This is a genomic window from Bradyrhizobium sp. WSM2793 (genome assembly GCF_000379585.1).
In the GTDB taxonomy this organism is placed as follows: Bacteria; Pseudomonadota; Alphaproteobacteria; order Rhizobiales; family Xanthobacteraceae; genus Bradyrhizobium.
Map to the genome: position 1 here is coordinate 232,615 of NZ_KB902824.1, position 18,251 is coordinate 250,865.

At 64.6% G+C, this 18,251-nt stretch carries 14 protein-coding genes; 12 read left to right on the forward strand and 2 right to left on the reverse strand.

What is annotated here, in order from left to right; translation table 11 throughout:
• Nucleotide 1 precedes the first annotated feature (1 nt).
• From ntrB to A3AS_RS0138695, 10 genes are all read left to right on the forward strand, one after another.
• The gene (gene ntrB, locus A3AS_RS0138650; RefSeq protein ID WP_018322788.1) at nucleotides 2-898 is read left to right on the forward strand and encodes a nitrate ABC transporter permease; all 897 of its coding nucleotides are present in this window, start codon (nucleotides 2-4) and stop codon (nucleotides 896-898) included.
• Nucleotides 899-911: 13 nt separating this feature from the next.
• Entirely contained in the window at nucleotides 912-1,706 is a 795-nt protein-coding gene (locus A3AS_RS0138655; protein ID WP_018322789.1) for an ABC transporter ATP-binding protein, read from the forward strand.
• Nucleotides 1,707-2,042: 336 nt separating this feature from the next.
• Nucleotides 2,043-3,422 (forward strand): MFS transporter, encoded by a 1,380-nt coding sequence (locus A3AS_RS0138660; RefSeq protein WP_018322790.1) that lies wholly within the window; start codon nucleotides 2,043-2,045, stop codon nucleotides 3,420-3,422.
• 119 nt (nucleotides 3,423-3,541) lie between these two features.
• A complete protein-coding gene (locus A3AS_RS0138665) occupies nucleotides 3,542-3,970 on the forward strand; it encodes a globin family protein (RefSeq protein ID WP_026202815.1) in 429 nt (142 codons plus the stop codon).
• A 10-nt stretch (nucleotides 3,971-3,980) separates the two neighbouring features.
• Complete coding sequence (locus A3AS_RS44415) at nucleotides 3,981-5,198, forward strand: NAD(P)/FAD-dependent oxidoreductase (protein WP_179739532.1); 1,218 nt, start codon at nucleotides 3,981-3,983, stop codon at nucleotides 5,196-5,198.
• Nucleotides 5,199-5,226: 28 nt separating this feature from the next.
• The gene (locus tag A3AS_RS0138675) at nucleotides 5,227-7,923 is read left to right on the forward strand and encodes a nitrate reductase (RefSeq protein ID WP_018322793.1); all 2,697 of its coding nucleotides are present in this window, start codon (nucleotides 5,227-5,229) and stop codon (nucleotides 7,921-7,923) included.
• Between the two features lie 205 nt (nucleotides 7,924-8,128).
• Nucleotides 8,129-9,031, forward strand: coding sequence for an SMP-30/gluconolactonase/LRE family protein (locus A3AS_RS0138680; protein ID WP_018322794.1), 903 nt, complete (start codon nucleotides 8,129-8,131; stop codon nucleotides 9,029-9,031).
• Nucleotides 9,032-9,077: 46 nt separating this feature from the next.
• The gene (locus tag A3AS_RS0138685; RefSeq protein WP_018322795.1) at nucleotides 9,078-9,917 is read left to right on the forward strand and encodes an aldo/keto reductase; all 840 of its coding nucleotides are present in this window, start codon (nucleotides 9,078-9,080) and stop codon (nucleotides 9,915-9,917) included.
• A 187-nt stretch (nucleotides 9,918-10,104) separates the two neighbouring features.
• Nucleotides 10,105-11,046, forward strand: coding sequence for a DMT family transporter (locus A3AS_RS0138690; RefSeq protein WP_018322796.1), 942 nt, complete (start codon nucleotides 10,105-10,107; stop codon nucleotides 11,044-11,046).
• 60 nt (nucleotides 11,047-11,106) lie between these two features.
• Nucleotides 11,107-12,186 (forward strand): zinc-binding dehydrogenase, encoded by a 1,080-nt coding sequence (locus A3AS_RS0138695; RefSeq protein WP_018322797.1) that lies wholly within the window; start codon nucleotides 11,107-11,109, stop codon nucleotides 12,184-12,186.
• 142 nt (nucleotides 12,187-12,328) lie between these two features.
• On the opposite strand, the gene ppk2 is transcribed toward A3AS_RS0138695, so the two are convergent.
• Both ppk2 and A3AS_RS0138705 read right to left on the reverse strand, forming a co-directional pair.
• On the reverse strand, nucleotides 12,329-13,249 hold the full coding sequence (gene ppk2, locus A3AS_RS0138700) for a polyphosphate kinase 2 (protein WP_018322798.1): 921 nt from the start codon (nucleotides 13,247-13,249) through the stop codon (nucleotides 12,329-12,331).
• Between the two features lie 96 nt (nucleotides 13,250-13,345).
• Nucleotides 13,346-13,807 (reverse strand): Lrp/AsnC family transcriptional regulator, encoded by a 462-nt coding sequence (locus tag A3AS_RS0138705; protein ID WP_018322799.1) that lies wholly within the window; start codon nucleotides 13,805-13,807, stop codon nucleotides 13,346-13,348.
• A gap of 133 nt (nucleotides 13,808-13,940) precedes the next feature.
• On the opposite strand from A3AS_RS0138705, the gene A3AS_RS0138710 reads away from it, so the two are divergent.
• Both A3AS_RS0138710 and A3AS_RS0138715 read left to right on the forward strand, forming a co-directional pair.
• A complete protein-coding gene (locus tag A3AS_RS0138710) occupies nucleotides 13,941-16,304 on the forward strand; it encodes a transketolase (RefSeq protein WP_018322800.1) in 2,364 nt (787 codons plus the stop codon).
• A gap of 325 nt (nucleotides 16,305-16,629) precedes the next feature.
• Complete coding sequence (locus A3AS_RS0138715) at nucleotides 16,630-18,060, forward strand: aldehyde dehydrogenase family protein (RefSeq protein ID WP_026202817.1); 1,431 nt, start codon at nucleotides 16,630-16,632, stop codon at nucleotides 18,058-18,060.
• Nucleotides 18,061-18,251: the final 191 nt, after the last annotated feature.

Here is an 18,251-nt window from a genome sequence, read left to right on the forward strand (position 1 = left end):
GATGAACATGCCTGCCACCAAGATTGAGCTTGAGATCGCGTCGCCTGCGGCCGCTGCCGCGCCGGTCGTCGCGCTGACGCCGAAGCGCCCGCCGCGCACGGATGCCTATGCACGGATGGCGCGGGAAACTGCCGTGCGCGTGATCCCACCGCTGGTCGTGATTGCGCTTTTGACGCTGGTGTGGGAGTTGGTCTGCCGCCGCGCCGGCTCGGCGCTGCCGCCGCCGTCGAAAGTATTCAAGGACACCAAGGAGCTGATCCTCGATCCGTTCTTCGACCATGGCGGCATCGACAAGGGCCTGTTCTGGCATCTGTCCGCCAGTCTGCAGCGCGTTGCCCTGGGCTATTCGCTCTCGGCGATCGCCGGCATCGCGCTCGGCGTCCTGGTCGGACAGTCGGTCTGGGCCATGCGCGGGCTCGATCCGCTATTCCAGGTCCTGCGCACGATTCCGCCGCTGGCCTGGCTGCCGCTGTCGCTCGCGGCCTTCCGCGACGGTCAGCCCTCGGCGATCTTCGTCATCTTCATCACCTCGATCTGGCCGATCATCATCAACACTGCGGTCGGCATCCGCAACATCCCGCAGGACTATCGCAACGTCGCCGCGGTGGTGCAGCTCAATCCGCTGGAATTCTTCGCCAAGATCATGATCCCGGCGGCCGCGCCCTACATCTTCACCGGCCTTCGCATCGGCATCGGCCTGTCGTGGCTGGCGATCGTCGCGGCGGAAATGCTGATCGGCGGTGTTGGCATCGGTTTCTTCATCTGGGACGCCTGGAACTCCTCGCATATCAGCGAGATCATCCTGGCGCTGTTCTATGTCGGCATCGTCGGCTTCGTGCTGGACCGCGTGATCGCGGGCCTCGGCAAGGTCGTCACCCGCGGCACCGCGCTGAACTGAGAGGAGAGGGTACATGACCGCCTATCTGAAGCTCGACCACATCGACAAGGTCTTCACCCGCGGTGCCGCCACCACGGAGGTGCTGAAGGAGATCAATCTCACGATCGAGAAGGGCGAATACGTCTCGATCATCGGCCATTCCGGCTGCGGCAAGTCGACCCTGCTCAACATCATCGCGGGGCTGACCAACGCCACCACCGGCGGCGTGCTGCTGGAAAACCGCGAGGTCAACTCGCCGGGACCCGACCGCGCCGTGGTGTTCCAGAACCACAGCCTGTTGCCGTGGCTCACCGTGTACGAGAACGTCAGGCTCGGCGTCGACAAGGTCTTTGCCAGGACCAAGTCCCGTGCCGAGCGCGACGCCTGGGTCATGCACAATCTCAATCTGGTGCAGATGGCCCACGCCAAGGACAAGCGTCCTTCCGAAATCTCCGGCGGCATGAAACAGCGCGTCGGCATTGCGCGGGCGCTGGCGATGGAGCCGAAGGTGCTGCTGCTGGATGAGCCGTTCGGCGCGCTCGACGCACTGACCCGTGCTCACTTGCAGGACTCGGTGATGGCGCTGCATCAGAAGCTCGGCAACACCATTTTGATGATCACTCACGACGTCGACGAGGCCGTGCTGCTGTCCGACCGCATCGTGATGATGACCAATGGGCCGAGCGCGCGCATCGGCGAGGTGCTGGAGGTACCGCTGGTGCGCCCGCGCAAGCGGCTCGAGCTCGCCACCAACACCACCTATCTGAAGTGCCGCCAGCGCGTGCTCGAATTCCTCTATGAGCGTCATCGCTTCGTCGAAGCCGCGTAACGAAGAGTTAACGCAAGCGGATGCCTGCGCACAAATAATCGACATCCCGCTCAATCCTTGTGCGTCGCACAAGGATTGAGCGAATCGCAAATTTTGCGTGCGAAAAAGCTCTGCAGAAATTTCTGGCAATACGAATAACGTCCTGAAATCCCTGTATTTCCAGCGTGCGCGCAACTGGCACGGAAATTGAAATGTCTTTGCGCGACGCCAACGACGACGTCCCTCAACATCATCAATCAGCATCGTGAACTCGCCACCGGGGTGAAGCCTCGGAGCGCGCCTCCATGTGAGGCAGAGCCTGCAACGACGCAGCGGTGAGCCTGGAAGGGATACTCAATGACGAAGAATCCTACTTGGATTTCAGACTGGCGCCCCGAAGATGAGGCGTTCTGGAATGCGACTGGCAAGACTATCGCGCGACGCAACCTGATCTGGTCGATCGTGGCCGAGCATATCGGCTTCTCGGTCTGGCTGATCTGGAGCATCGTCACCACCAAGCTGCCGCAGGCGGGCTTTCACTACTCGACCGACCAGCTGTTCCAGCTGATCGCGGTGCCGGGGCTGATCGGTGCCCTGATGCGCTTTCCCTACACTTTCGCGGTGACCACGTTCGGCGGTCGCAACTGGACCATCTTCAGCGCGGCGATCCTGTTCATTCCGACCTTGTCGCTTGCCTATTTCGTGAGCCAGCCCGATACGCCGTTCTGGCTGATGCTGCTGATCGCCTCGACCGCGGGTCTCGGCGGCGGCAACTTCGCCTCCAGCATGACCAACATCTCCTTCTTCTTCCCTGACCGGATGAAGGGCTGGGCGCTCGGCCTGAACGCGGCCGGCGGCAATATCGGCGTCTCCAGCGTGCAGCTCCTGACCCCGATCCTGATGACGCTCGCCGTCTTCAACCTGTTCCAGGCGACGCCGGTCGACGGCATCTTCCTGCAGAACGCCGGCCTGATGTGGGTGCTGCCGATCGCGATCGCGGTGTTCGGTGCCGTGTTCTTCATGAACAACCTGACCACGGCGAAGTCGTCGGTGAAGAACCAGCTTGCGATCGTCAAGCGCAAGCACACCTGGATCATGGCGTATCTCTATATCGGCACGTTCGGCTCGTTCATCGGCTATTCGGCTGCGTTTCCGCTGCTGATCAAGACCCAGTTCCCGCAAATCACGATTGCGATCGCGTTCCTGGGGCCGCTGGTCGGCTCGCTGTCGCGGCCGCTCGGCGGCTGGCTTGCCGACAAGATCGGTGGCTCCGTCATCACCTTCTGGAACTTCATCGTGATGGCGGGCGCAACGGTCGGCGTGCTCTACTTCGTCGGGCAAAAGGATTTCATCGGCTTCCTGTCGATGTTCCTGATCCTGTTCGTGACGACGGGCATCGGCAACGGATCGACCTATCGCATGATCCCCTCGATCTTCCGCGAAGAGAACCTGTTCAAGGTGCGCGGCAAGGGCGATGCGGCGCGCGCGCTCGCGCTGAAGACGGCGAGCATCGAGAGTGGTGCGGCGGTCGGCTTCATCGGCGCGATCGGCGCCGTTGGCGGCTACCTGATCCCGACTGGTTTCGGCAAGTCGATCGCCCTGACCGGCGGCCCCCAGCTCGCGCTCGCGATCTATCTCGGCTTCTACGCCAGCTGCCTCGGCTTGACGTGGTGGTTCTACCTGCGTCGCGGCCCGCAGGGTGAGGGCGCGTCAAGCCTCGCGGAGGCGCGAGTCTGACGCTTGGTACGAATCTCGCTTCTCCCCGTACGCGGGGAGAAGCATTGCCCGACAGTTTGACCATGAACCTGGTTCGCAATGGCGCGCACCAAGGCAAACCCAACAGGCAGGAGAACATCATGACGCCAGAACAGATCACCCTCATCCAGCAGAGCTTCGCCAAGGTCGCGCCGATTTCGCAAGCTGCCTCCGTGTTGTTCTACGATCGTCTGTTCGAAGTGGCGCCGTCCGTGCGTGCGATGTTCCCTGAAGACATGACCGAGCAGCGCAAGAAGCTGATGGGCATGCTCGCCGCCGTCGTCAGCGGCCTCTCGAACCTGGAGACGATTCTTCCCGCGGCCTCCGCGCTCGCCAAGCGCCACGTCGCCTACGGCGCCACCGCCGAGCACTACCCCGTGGTCGGCGCGTCTCTGCTGTGGACCCTTGAGAAGGGCCTTGGCGACGCCTGGACGCCGGAATTGGCAAAGGCCTGGACCGACGCTTACGGCGTGCTGTCCGGCTACATGATGTCCGAGGCCTATGGCGCGCAAGCGCAGGCCGCTGAATAGGAGATGCCTCGTGAGTGAACCGCTGGTCATCGTCGGTAACGGTATGGCAGCCGCGCGTCTGGTCGACGAGCTCGCCAAGTCCGCACTCGGCCGCTACGCGGTCGCCGTGATCGGCGAAGAGCCGCGGCTCGCTTACAATCGCGTGCTGCTTTCATCCGTGCTGGCCGGCGAGACCGGCTCGCACGAGATCGAGCTCCGGCCGGCCGATTGGTGGCGCCATCGCGGCGTGACGGTGCGCTACGGCTATCGCGTCACCGAGATCGACACCGGCCGCCGCGAGCTCAAGATCGAAGGCGAGGAGAGCATGGAATATTCCAAGCTCGTGCTCGCCACCGGATCGACGCCGCTGCGGCTGAATTTGCCGGGTGCCGATCTCGCCGGCGTGCACACGTTTCGCGATACGCGCGACGTCGACCTTTTGCTGACGCTGGCCGCTGCGAAGAAGCGCGTCGTCGTGGTTGGCGGCGGCCTGCTCGGGCTCGAGGCAGCCTACGGCCTTGCCAAGGCCGGTGCGCCGGTGACGCTGCTGCATCTGATGGACCGGCTGATGGAGCGTCAGCTCGATGGGCCGGCCGCCGACCTGCTCAAGACGCTGGTCGAGCGCAAGGGCATCCGCATCCTGCTCAATGCCTCGACGGCCCGCATCCATGGCGATGGTCATGTCGAGGCCGTCGAGCTTGCCGATGGCAGCCGCATCGAGGCCGATGCGGTGATCTTCGCCGCCGGGATCAAGCCGAACGTGGCGCTTGCCAAGGACGCCGGCATCGCCGTCAACCGCGGCATCGTCGTCAACGATGTGATGCAGACGGCATCGCCCGACATCTTCGCGCTCGGCGAATGTGCCGAGCATCGCGGCACCTGCTATGGCCTGGTCGAGCCCGCCTATGAGCAGGCGCGGGTGCTGGCACGGCATCTGGCCGGCCGGCCCGCCGCCTATCAGGGCAGCGTGGTCTCGACCAATTTGAAGGTCTCCGGCGTCAGCGTGTTCTCCGCCGGCGACTTCATGGGCGGGGAGGGCAGCGAGAGCCTGGTGCTGACAGACCGCAGGCGCGGCACCTACAAGAAGCTCGTGATCGCCGACGGCCGGCTCACCGGCGCGGTGCTGATCGGCGATACCGTCGATGCGCTCTGGTATCTCGAGCTGATCCGCAATCGCGACAAGGTGGCGGCGATCCGCACCGACATGATGTTCGGCCGCGCGCTTGCGCGTTCTTCCGAGGCGGCTTGATAGAGCCGGCGTGACAAGGCAGCTTGATATGACGGCGATCGATCCCGCGCTTCGTGCCACCAAGACGACCTGTCCCTATTGCGGCGTCGGCTGCGGCGTGCTGGCGACGCCGGATGGCAAGGGCGGTGCGGCGATCGCTGGCGATCCTGACCATCCCGCCAATTTCGGCCGGCTGTGCTCGAAAGGCTCAGCGCTCGGCGAGACCGTCGGGCTGGAAAGCCGCTTGCTCTATCCGCTGATCCGCTGCAAGGGCGCGCTCGAACGCGTCGCCTGGAGCGATGCGCTCGATCATGTCGCCCATCGCATGCAGCACATCGTGGCACGCGACGGCGCCGACGCGGTCGCGTTCTATCTCTCCGGTCAGCTCCTCACCGAGGATTACTACGTCGCCAACAAGCTGATGAAGGGCTTTGTCGGCACGGCGAATGTCGACACCAATTCACGGCTCTGCATGTCGTCCTCGGTCGCCGGCCATCGCCGCGCTTTTGGCGCCGACACAGTCCCCGGCTGCTACGAGGATCTCGACCAGGCCGATCTACTGGTCTTCGTCGGCTCGAACGCGGCCTGGTGCCATCCGGTGCTGTTCCAGCGCATGCTGAAGAACCGTGGGGAGCGCGGTGCGCGCATGATCGTGATCGACCCGCGCCGCACCGACACTGCGAGCGATGTCGATCTGTTCCTCGGCCTCAAGCCCGGCACCGATACCGCGCTGTTCTCCGGCCTGTTCGTCCATCTCGCCGACAGCGGCGCGCTGGACCAGGACTACATCGCGCAGAACACGAGGGGTTTCGACGATGCGCTGACGCGTGCGCGCAGCATCGCCGGCAGCGTCACTGCGACGGCGCTCGCGACGGGCCTCTCCGAGCAGGACGTCGCCACCTTCTTCAAGATGTTCCGCGACACGGACCGCGTCGTCACGCTGTATTCGCAGGGCGTCAACCAGTCGGCACAGGGCACCGACAAGGTCAACGCGATCCTGAACTGTCACCTCGCCACGGGACGCATCGGCAAGCCCGGCGCCTCGCCGTTCTCGCTCACCGGCCAGCCCAACGCGATGGGCGGCCGCGAGGTCGGCGGTCTCGCCAATATGCTCGCCGCGCATATGGGCTTCACGCCGCCCGACATCGATCGTGTCAGGCGGTTCTGGAAGGCGCCGCGCATCGCCACCCATGAGGGCTTGAAGGCGGTGCAGCTGTTCGAGGCCATCCATCGCGGCGAGGTCAAGGCGCTCTGGGTGATGGGCACCAATCCCGCGGTGTCGCTGCCCGATGCGGACTTCGTGCGCGAGGCGTTGAAGAAGCTCGAGCTGTTCGTGGTCTCCGAGAACGTGCTCTCCAACGACACGGTCGATGCCGGTCCGCATGTGCTGCTGCCGGCGCTCGCCTGGGGCGAGAAGTCGGGTACCGTGACCAATTCCGAGCGCCGCATCTCGCGCCAGCGCTCATTCCTGCCGGCTCCGGGAGAGGCGCGGCCGGACTGGTGGATCCTGAGCGAGACGGCAAAGCGTCTCGGCTTCGGCGACAGCTTCAACTACAAATCCGCCGCGGAGATTTTCCGCGAGCATGCTGCGCTCTCGGCGTTCGAGAACGACGGTAGCCGCGATTTCGACATCGGCGCGCTCACCGGGCTGTCGAACGAGGCCTTCGACGCCTTGAAGCCGGTGCAGTGGCCGGTGCGCGAAGGCGAGACGTCCAGCGAGCGCTTCTTTGCAAAGGGCGGCTTCTTCACCAATGACGGCAAGGGCCGCTTCGTCGCGCCGGAGGTGCCGTCGCTGCGCGGCGAGACCGGCGCCTCGCGCCCGCTCAGGCTCAATACCGGACGCATCCGCGACCAGTGGCACACCATGACGCGCACGGGTCTCAGCCAGCGGCTGGGCGCGCATCTGCCGGAACCCTTCGTCGAGATCCATCCTGATGATGCCGGCAAATTCGGCATCGTTCACGACGGCTATGCCCGCGTTACCACCGATTACGGTCAGTGCATCCTGAAGGTCGTCGTCAGTGACAGCACTCAGCGTGGCACGTTGTTCGCGCCGATCCATTGGAGCGCGATGAATGCCTCGCATGGCCGCGTCGGAGCACTGGTTCAGTCCTTCACCGATCCGTTCTCGGGGCAGCCGGAATCCAAGGCGACGCCGGCCGCGATCGCGCCTTACGAATTCGTCTTCCGTGGCTTTGCGCTGTCGCGGAAGCAGCTCGATCTGCCGCCGAGCCTGTTGTGGACCCGCGTCACGGTCACCGGCGGTTTCGGCTATCTCTTCGCCGACAATGCCGACCTTTCGCGCTGGCCGGCTTGGGTCGAGAGCGTCGCCGGCGAGGACGTCGCCGACTACCGTGATTTCGGCGGCGGGGTCTATCGTGCGGCCTCGTTCGCGGGTGATCAGATCGAAACTTGCTTGTTCGTCGGTCCCGCGCATGATGCCGGCGATTGGGAGGTGGTGAAGAGCCTGTTCGTGGCCGACCACGTCAGCGACGATCAGCGCCGCATGTTGCTGTCAGGCAAGTCCGGCGAGGGCGCCGCCTCGACCGGGCCGATCGTCTGCGCCTGCTTCGGTGTCGGTCGCGGCACCATCTGCGAGACCATCGCGGCCGGCGCGCGCTCGGCTGCCGAGATCGGCGCCAAGCTCAAGGCCGGCACCAATTGCGGCTCCTGCATTCCAGAACTGAAGCGCCTGATCGCGACGACGGACGTGGCGCCGGTGAAGCAGGCGAAGGTCGTCGCATAGGCTCGGCTGTCATCGCCCGGCTTGACCGGGCGATCCAGTACGCCGAGACATCTGTGACGAAGCGGTGAGGCCGCGGCGTACTGGATTCCCCGCTTTCGCGGGGAATGACAGTGAGGGCGAGGCGCCATGCCTCCGCCTCAATCGACGCGCCGTCGATTGTGCCCTATGCTGCGCGCTCCCCCTCAACACGTCCAAAACAACAATGATGTACCTGGAAACGCCGCCGCGCCTGATCGAAACCAAGCTCTTCTCCACCATGCCCGAAAAGTTCCGCCGCAAGGGCGTGCGGACGGATTGGGCCGATGCCAACCGGCCGAATGTGCCGACCGACAGCTTCATCGAAGGACCGTCTTTCGACACGGACGGCAATCTCTACATCGTCGACATTCCCTTCGGCCGCATCTTTCGCATCGCGCCTGACGGCGAGTGGTCGCAGGTCGCCGAATATGAGGGCTGGCCGAACGGACTGAAGATTGCCGCGGACGGGTGCATCCTGGTGGCCGACTACAGGCACGGCATCATGGAGCTCGACGCCAAGGCTGGCCGCATCAAGCCCATCCTGACCGCGCGCAATTCGGAATCGTTTCGCGGCTGCAACGATCTGCATCTTGCTTCCAACGGCGACATCTATTTCACCGATCAGGGCCAGACCGGCCTGCACGACCCCAGCGGTCGCGTCTATCGTCTCGCATCGAATGGCCGGCTCGATTGCCTGATCGACACCGGTATCAGCCCGAATGGCCTGGTGCTCGACCCAACAGAAACCGTGCTGTTCGTCGCGATGACGCGCGACAACGCGGTGTGGCGGTTGCCGTTCATGAAGGACGGCAGTGTGTCCAAGGTCGGCCGCTTCTGCTCGCTGTTCGGCACCAGCGGTCCCGATGGCCTGACCATGGACGCCAAGGGCCGCCTGTTCGTCGGTCATGCCTCGCTCGGCCACGTCTTCGTGTTCGCGCCGAACGGCGAACTGATTGCGCGGATCAAGTCATGTGCGGGGCCGAATTGCACCAATGTCGCGATCGGTGGCGAAAGCAAGGACCGTCTCTATATCACGGAGTCATCGACCGGCAGCGTGCTGGTTGCTGATATCAGCGGATTGAACTCCTGAGCTTCGTGGCAGTTGCCCGAGCGGAAGAGCGACAGCGGAGACGAACATGAACACAAACCCTTTCGGCAAGACCGGTGCCAACGTCTCCGTCATCGGGCAGGGCACCTGGTATCTCGACCATGGCGATCGCAAGCGCGCGATCGCGGCGCTCCAGCGCGGGCTCGATCTCGGCATGACGCACATCGACACCGCCGAAATGTATGGTGATGCGGAGCTCGTCATTGCCGACGCGATCACGGGTCGCCGTGATGAAGTGTTCCTCGTCTCCAAGGTCTTGCCGAACAACGCGTCGCGCGGCGGAACCATCACCGCCTGCGAGCGGTCCCTAAAGCGGCTGAAGACCGACCGTCTCGATTGCTATCTCCTGCACTGGCGCGGTTCCTATCCGCTCGAAGACACCGTGGCCGCGTTCGAGGAGCTGGTGAAATCAGGCAAGATCAAATCCTGGGGCGTTTCCAATTTCGACGCCGACGATCTCGACGAGATTCTCGATGTCGCCGGCGAGGATCGTATCGCCTGCAATCAGGTGCTTTATCATCTGAAGGAACGCGCGATCGAGCACGCGGTGATCCCGTGGTGCGAGCGGCATGGTGTTTCCGTGGTCGCCTATTCCCCGTTCGGTCATGACGATTTCCCTGATGCACGCAGCAAGGGCGGTGCCGTGCTGGCGCGCATCGCAGAGGCTCGTCGCGTGACGCCGCGTCAGGTCGCGCTCAGCTTCCTCACCCGTGCGACTACGGTGTTCGCGATTCCGAAGGCCTCGTCCGCCGAACATGCCGGCGAGAATGCGGCGGCCGGTGATCTCGTGCTGACGAAAGACGAGATTTCGGCGTTAGATGCGGCGTTTCCGCGCGGTCCGAAGCCGCGCAGCCTGCCCATGCTGTAACGCACAAACGGCCATTATTAACGGAGCATTGACGCGCGCGGCGGCTCGCGCATATCGGCATCCTGTTTTCGGAAGTTGTGAACGCGGCGCATTTGTCGTTTTTTACAGCCGTTCTCGATTCGCATTTTCCCGGGTTCCAGCCGTGACACCGCCGCCCGCCGCAGCCGCAAGGCTCGACAGTATTCCCATGCCCGTGCCGGAGAAGAAGCAGAAGGCTCGCCGCGCGCCCGCGCGCGTCGACCATCCCTTCAAGGGCATTGCGCTGGTGCTGCTGTCGACGATCTTCCTCGGCTGCTCCGACACCACCGCGAAATATCTCTCGACCAGCCTGCCGTCGATCGAGATCACCTGGATCCGCTTCGTCACGTTCGCGCTGATGTTCACGCCGGTGATGCTGCCGGGCTCGCCGCTGCATGCGATGCGCACCGAGCGGCTCGGCCTGCAGCTGATGCGCGGTGCCGCGCTGCTCGGCTCCTCGCTGTTCTTCATCACCGGCCTGAGTTTCCTGCCCATCGCGGAAGCTTCCGCCACCGGCTTCGTTTCGCCGCTGTTCGTCACTGCGCTGTCGATCGTCTTCCTGAGCGAGAAAGTGGGCCTGCGACGCTGGATCGCGACCGGGATCGGCCTGACGGGCGTGCTGATCATCCTGCGGCCAGGCACCAGCGCGTTCCACGCCGCCGCGTTCTTCCCGATCATCTCGGCGTTCTGCTGGGCGGCGGCGCTGATCTTGACGCGCATGATGAGCGGACGTGAAGCCGTGCTCACCACGATGGCGTATTCCGCGCTCACGGGCGTTGCGATACTTTCCGTGATGGTGCCGTTCGTCTGGGTCACGCCGAGCTGGACCGCGATCGGGCTTGGCATCGTAATCGGCGTCGCCTCCACCGTCGGCCAGTGGATCATCGTGCTGGCCTATCGCTATGGCGATGCCTCGGTGCTGGCGCCGTTCTCCTACACCCAGTTGCTGTGGGTCAGCATTCTTGGCTTCTTCATCTTCGGCGAGGTCCCCGACCTCTGGACGGTCGTCGGTGCCGCCTTCATTGTCGCAAGCGGTCTCTACATCGCCCATCGCGAGCGTATCCGCCGCGCCCAGCTGCTGGTGCTGGAAGAGCGTTCCCCGAACCCCTGACGCAAGTTCGCGCGCCCCGTTACGTGCTATCAACGGCTCCAACAATACGGGAGGAGCCGGATGCGCGCTGCGATTTTCAGGAACGGTGAGATTGTCGTCGACAGGATGGCCGAGCCGAAGCCGGGCCCCGGCCAGGTGCTGGTCAAGACGCTCGCCTGCGGCATCTGCGGCTCCGACCTGCATGCGCGCCAGCATGCGCCGCGGATGGTGGAGATGGCCAGGAAGACCGGTCGCACGCCGATGGATCTGTCGCGTGACGTCGTGTTCGGTCACGAATTCTGCTGCGAGATCGTCGATTACGGCCCCGGCACGGAACGCAAGTTCAAACCGGGGACGCATGTCTGCTCGCTGCCTGCGCTGGTGACGCCGGAAGGCATCAAGGGGATCGGCTACTCCAACGACTTCGTCGGCGGCTATGCGGAGCAGATGATTTTGAGCGAGCCGCTCCTGCTCGAAGTGCCCAACGGTCTTGCGCCGGAACATGCGGCATTGACCGAGCCGCTCGCAGTCGGCATTCACGCCGTGGCAAAGGCCAATATCCAGGGCGGCGAAGTGCCGCTCGTCATCGGTTGCGGCCCTGTCGGGCTCGCGGTGATCGCGGCGCTGAAGATCAAGGGGCTGCACCCGATCGTCGCCGCCGACTATTCACCGGCGCGGCGCGCGCTCGCGGCAAAGCTCGGCGCCGACGTCGTCGTCGATCCCAGGGTGTCGCAGCCCTATGCGACCTGGGCCGAGCACGCGCAGATGTCGGACGCCGAAAAGGCGGCGAGGCCGCCGTTCCAGGCCATGCTGCCGGCGCTGAAGCCCGCGATCATCTTCGAATGCGTGGGTGTGCCAGGCCTGCTGCAGCAGGTGTTCGAAGGTGCACCGCGTGACGCGCGCATCGTGGTGGTCGGTGTCTGCATGGAGACCGACAAAAGCGAGCCCATGCTCGGCATCATGAAGGAGCTGAACGTCCAATACGTGCTCGGCTATACTCCGGAGGAGTTCGCCGCGTCACTTCGGCTGATCGCGGAAGGGCAGGTGGATGCGGCGGCGATGGTCACGGCCGAGGTCGGCATCGACGGCGTCGCCAAGGCGTTCGCCGATCTCGCCAATCCTGAAGCCCACACCAAGATCATCGTGCAGCCGTGGCGGTGACGGTCTCGTAGGGTGGGCAAAGGCGCAAAGCGCCGTGCCCACCATCTTTCCCGATTCAAACGCAGGTGGTGGGCACGCTTCGCTTTGCCCACCCTACGAGACCTGAGTCCATACCCATGCAGGCCGAATTCGTTGGCCCCCGTCAGTACTTCTCCGGCACGTACATCTCCGGCGGAACCGGGCCGCGCTGATAGTCGGGGTGGCGGACGCGCGGCGGCAGCATCACCAGCGCGCGAGCGACCTCCTGATACGGGATCTGGCTGAGGAGATGCGCGATGCAGTTGAGCCGCGCGCGCTTCTTGTCGACGGCATCGACGATCCACCACGGCGAGTCCGGCAGGTGCGTGTGCTCGAGCATCGTCTCCTTAGCCTTGGTGTATGCCTCCCAGCGGCTGCGCGCCTCGACGTCCATCGGGCTCAGCTTCCACTGCTTGAGCGGATCCTTGATGCGCATGGTGAAGCGGAACTGCTGCTCGTCGTCGGTGATCGAGAACCAGTATTTGACCAGGATGATACCGGAGCGGATCAGCATGCGCTCGAACTCGGGCACCGTCTTGAAGAATTCCTGGTACTCCTCCTCCGAGCAGAAGCCCATCACGCGCTCGACGCCGGCGCGGTTGTACCAGCTGCGGTCGAACAGCACGATCTCGCCGCCGGCCGGCAGGTGCGACACGTAGCGCTGGAAGTACCATTGCGTGCGCTCGCGCTCGCTCGGGGCGGGAAGCGCCGCGACGCGGCAGATGCGCGGATTGAGACGCTGGGTAATACGCTTGATGACGCCGCCCTTGCCGGCGGAGTCGCGGCCCTCGAACAGCACGACAACCTTCTTGCGCTCGCTTTGCACCCAGTCCTGCAGCTTGACCAGCTCGCCCTGGAGCCGCAGCAGCTCCCTGAAATAGAGCTTGCGATCGACCGTCGGACCCGGTGTGTCGGTTTCGTCCAGGAGCTCGTCGAGCCTCGTGTCATCGAGCTCCATCTCCAGCTCCTCGTCGAGGTCGTCGGCCATCTCCTGAATGATGCGCTCGCGCTTGGCGGTTTGGAAGGTGCGGTCGGATGCGGTCATGGGCTTCTTCTCTCGGCTACGGTGCCAGTGTTACCAACGACCATCGGCGGGGTTTGTTGCGTCCATGTGACAGCCGCTCTGTCCTGCGGAGGCAGGTCACACCGGCAGCGCGATCGAATATTTCACCTGGCTCAGCGCAAAGCTGGACTCGATCGAGGCGATGCCGTCGAGCCGGGTCAGCTTGGTCTTCAGGAAGGTCTCGTAGGAGGCGAGGTCGGCCGCAACGACGCGGAGCAGATAGTCGCGGTTGCCGGTCATCAGGTAGCATTCCAGCACCTCGTCCCATTTCGAGATCGCGCGCGCGAAGCGGTTGAGATCCTCCTCCTTCTGGCGCGCCAGCTTGATCGAGATGAAGACGCTGACATGCAGGCCGAGCGCCTTCTGATCCACGGTCGCAACATAGCGGCTGATGACGCCGCGCTCCTCCAGCAGCTTGACCCGGCGATGGCAGGGCGAGACCGAGAGCCCGACCTTGTCGGCGAGTTCCTGCATGGTCAGCCGGCTGTCGGCCTGAAGCAACGCGAGGATTCTGCGGTCGATGGCGTCGAGCTCTGGCATTGGGATAGGCCTTCAAATTTCCGGCGATTATTAGTATAGTATCCCAATATTGACGGTTATTGCGCGAAGAATTGAGAAGTTTGGCGCCTCCCACGGGCGTATCATCGTGGCACCTGTTTCCGGGAGCATTGCCATGCCCGTCGATACCGCCCGCCTCGACACATTGACCGCGCTGAGCCGCAAGGCGCTGTGGCTGTCGTCCTGGACCATCCACCATGCCAACCACATCCGCCCCAATGCCGACGGCCTCAAGGTCGGAGGACATCAGGCCTCGTCCGCCTCGCTCGCCACCATCATGTCGGCGCTGTATTTCCATGTGCTGCGCCCTGAGGATCGCGTCGCGGTGAAGCCGCATGCGAGCCCGGTGTTCCACGCCATCCAGTATCTGTTCGGCCGGCAGAGCCGCGAGAAGCTGGAGAATTTTCGCGGCTTCAAGGGCGCGCAGTCCTATCCCTCGCGGACCAAGGACGTCGACGACGTCGATTTCTCCACTGGTTCGGTCGGCCTCGGCGTCGCGCAGACGCTGTTCGCCTCGGTGGTGCAGGACTACGTCAAGGCGCATGGCTGGATGAAGGATCGCCGCGAAGGGCGGATGATTGCCCTCGTCGGCGATGCCGAGATGGACGAGGGCAATATTTGGGAGGCGCTCGCCGAGGGCTGGAAGCACGGCCTGCGCAACACCTGGTGGGTGGTCGACTATAACCGCCAGTCGCTCGATGCCGTCGTGCGCGAAGGGCTCTGGGAAAAGTTCGAGACCATGTTCCGCAATTTCGGCTGGGACGTCGTCATCGTGAAATACGGCCGCCTGATGCGCGAGGCCTTCGCCGAGCCCGGCGGCGAGGCGCTTAAAGCTTGGATCGACAATTGCCCGAATGCGCTCTACGCCGCGCTCTGCTTCCAGGGCGGCGCCGCGTTCCGCAAGCATCTGCATGACGAGATCGGCGACCAGGGCCCGATCACCAGGTTGATCGACAAGCGCAGCGACGACGAATTGCTGGCGCTGATGTCGAATCTCGGCGGCCACGACATGGCGAGCATGCTGGAGGCGTTCGAGTCCATCGATCACGACCGTCCGGTCTGCTTCATCGCCTACACCATCAAGGGCGTCGGCCTGCCGTTCCAGGGTCACAAGGACAATCACGCCGGCCTGATGACGGTCGCGCAGATGGAGAAATATCGCGACAGCCAGAACATCCGGCCCGGTCACGAATGGGAGAAGTACGAAGGGCTCGCGCAATCCGCCGCCGAACTCGACGCGTTCCTCGCGCGCGTGCCGTTCAACCAGGACGGCCGCCGGCTGACCGCGCCCGTCGTCGAGGTGCCCCAGCAGCTCGCGTTCAAGCCGTCACCGCAGATGTCGACCCAGCAGGGCTTTGGCCTCGTGTTGAACGAGATCGCGCGCAGCGACGGTGAGTTGGCAAGGCGCATCGTCACGACCTCGCCCGACGTCACGGTGTCGACCAATCTCGGTCCGTGGGTCAACCGGCGCGGCCTGTTCGCGCGCGCCGAGAAGGCGGACTTATTCCGCAGCGAGAAAATTCCCTCCACGTTCAACTGGGACTTTTCGCCCAAGGGCCAGCATCTCGAGCTTGGAATTGCCGAGATGAACCTGTTCATCATGCTCTCGGCGCTTGGGCTGTCGCACCAGATCAACGGCGAGCGGCTGCTGCCGGTCGGCACGCTCTATGATCCCTTCATCGAGCGCGGGCTCGATGCGCTGAACTACGCCTGCTACCAGGACGCGCGCTTCATGGTGGCGGCGACGCCATCAGGTATCACGCTCGCGCCCGAGGGCGGCGCGCACCAGTCGATCGCAACGCCCCTGATCGGCATGGCGCAGGATGGGCTCGCCTCGTTCGAGCCGGCCTTCGTCGACGAGCTCGCCGTGATCATGGCTTTCGGGTTTGAGCACATGCAGCGCGAAGCGGGCGAGGGCGGCTCGGTGTACCTGCGGCTGTCGACGCGCAGCATCGAGCAGGCGCAGCGGATCATGACGCCGGAGCTGCAGCAGGGCATCACCGACGGCGCTTATTGGCTGCGCAAGCCGGGCCCGAATGCCGAAGTCGTGATCGCCTATACCGGCGCGGTGGCACCTGAGGCGATCGAGGCGACCGGCTTCATCGGCGAGAGCCGGCGCGACATCGGCCTGCTCGCGATCACCTCGGCGGACCGCCTCCATGCGGGCTGGACCGCCGCGCGGAAATTGCGGCGGGATCGCCGCGGCGTGCAGCATCTCAGCCACATCGAAAAGCTGCTGGCGCCGCTGCCGCGCGACTGCGGCATCGTGACCGTGATCGACGGCCATCCCTCCGCGCTTGGCTGGCTCGGCAGCGTCCGCGGCCACCGCGTCGAGGCGCTCGGTGTCGAGCAGTTCGGCCAGACCGGCACGATCGCCGACCTCTATCGGCACTACGGCATCGATGCCAACGCCATCATCGATGCGGCCGAAAGCCTCACCACCGGCGCGCCGGTGCTGCACCGGAAGATGGCGGTGTAGTCGAGGTAACCGGTCGCATGGGCCCCGGCTCTGCAGCGCACCGCTGCTCTGGACGATGCTTCGCATCGCCAGGATAGCGCTGCGCTGCGTCCGGGGCACGAGCCCGGTTGGAGTCGCTCCAATCACGTGTCCCGGACAAGGCGCGACATGAAATGTCGCGGCGCAGAGCCGGGACCCAGGCCGCTTGCCTCGCTCCGTCTCTCCGCCCATATTCCGCGCGTCCGCCGCAACGCTGGCCCCGCATATGGCGGGTTCAATTGCCGGCGCTTTCGTGCAAGGATGCCTGCCGAAACGCCCCCACCATGCCCCCAAGAAGAGGTTAACGATGGTCAATCGCATGCAATTCTACATCGACGGCGCCTGGGTCGATCCCGCCGTCAAGAAGTCCACCGCCGTGGTCAATCCCGCGACGGAAGAGGCGATGTACGAGGTTGCGCTGGGCTCCAAGGCCGACGTGGACAAGGCGGTTGCCGCCGCCAAGCGCGCCTTCGCAACCTTCTCCCAGACCAGCCGCGAGGAGCGCGTCGCGCTGCTCACCAAGGTCATCGAGGTCTACAAGGGCCGCCTCAAGGAGATCGGCGCGGCCGTCTCCGACGAGATGGGCGCACCACTGCCGATGGCGGAGAAGCTCCAGGCCGGCGCCGGCCTCGGCCATCTCATGACCACGCTCGACGTGCTCAAGAACTACCATTTCGAAGAGCCGGTCGGCACCGCCATGGTGCTGCGCGAGCCGATCGGTGTGGTCGGCATGATCACGCCCTGGAACTGGCCGCTCAACCAGATCGCCTGCAAGGTCGCGCCCGCGCTCGCCGCCGGCTGCACCATGATCCTGAAGCCGTCGGAGTTCACGCCGACCTCGGCGCTGATCTTCGCGGAAATCCTCCATGAAGCTGGCGTGCCCAAGGGCGTGTTCAACCTCGTCAACGGCCTCGGCCCCGAGGTCGGCGCCGCCATGAGCGAGCACCCCGACATCGACATGATCTCGTTCACCGGCTCGACCCGCGCCGGCATCGACGTGGCCAAGCGCGCCGCGCCGACCGTGAAGCGCGTCAGCCAGGAACTCGGCGGCAAGTCGCCGAACGTCATCCTCGAAGGCGCCGACCTCACGAAGGCGGTGACCGGCGGCGTGATGCACATGTTCAACAACTCCGGCCAGTCCTGCAACGCGCCCTCGCGCATGATCGTGCCGCTGTCCAAGATGAAGGACGTCGCCGCGATCGCGAAGGCCGTCGCCGACAAGACCAAGGCCGGTGATCCCCGCGCCGAAGGCACCACCATCGGTCCCGTCGTCAACCGCGGCCAGTGGGACAAGATCCAGGGCCTGATCAAGAAGGGCATCGACGAGGGCGCAACGCTCGTCGCCGGCGGCCCGGGCCTGCCCGAAGGCGTCAACAAGGGCTTCTATGTCCGCCCGACCATCTTCGCCGACGTCACCCCTGACATGACGATCGCTCGCGAAGAAATCTTCGGGCCGGTGCTGACCATCATCGGCGCCAAGGACGAAGCCGAAGCGGTGCAGATCGCCAACGACACGCCGTATGGCCTTGCCGGCTACGTCACGGGTGCCTCGGTCGAAGACGCCAAGCGCGTCGGTCGCCAGATCCGCGCCGGCAACGTCAACCTCCAGGGCGTGCCGAACGACCGCACCGCGCCGTTCGGCGGCTACAAGCAGTCGGGCAACGGACGCGAGTGGGGCAAGTACGGCCTCGAGGACTTCCTCGAAGTGAAGGCCGTCGCCGGTTTCAACGCGGCGTAAGTTTTAGCGCGTGAACGAATGACGCCGGAGCGGGCAACCGCTCCGGCGTTTTTGTTTCGGGCGGCGTGTCGCGACAAGGCGAGGTGCCGTAGGGTGGGCAAAGCGAAGCGTGCCCACGTCTTCGCGACCGCGACGGCGCGGTGGTGGGCACGTCGCTTACGCTCCTTTGCCCACCCTACGAGACCGTCATT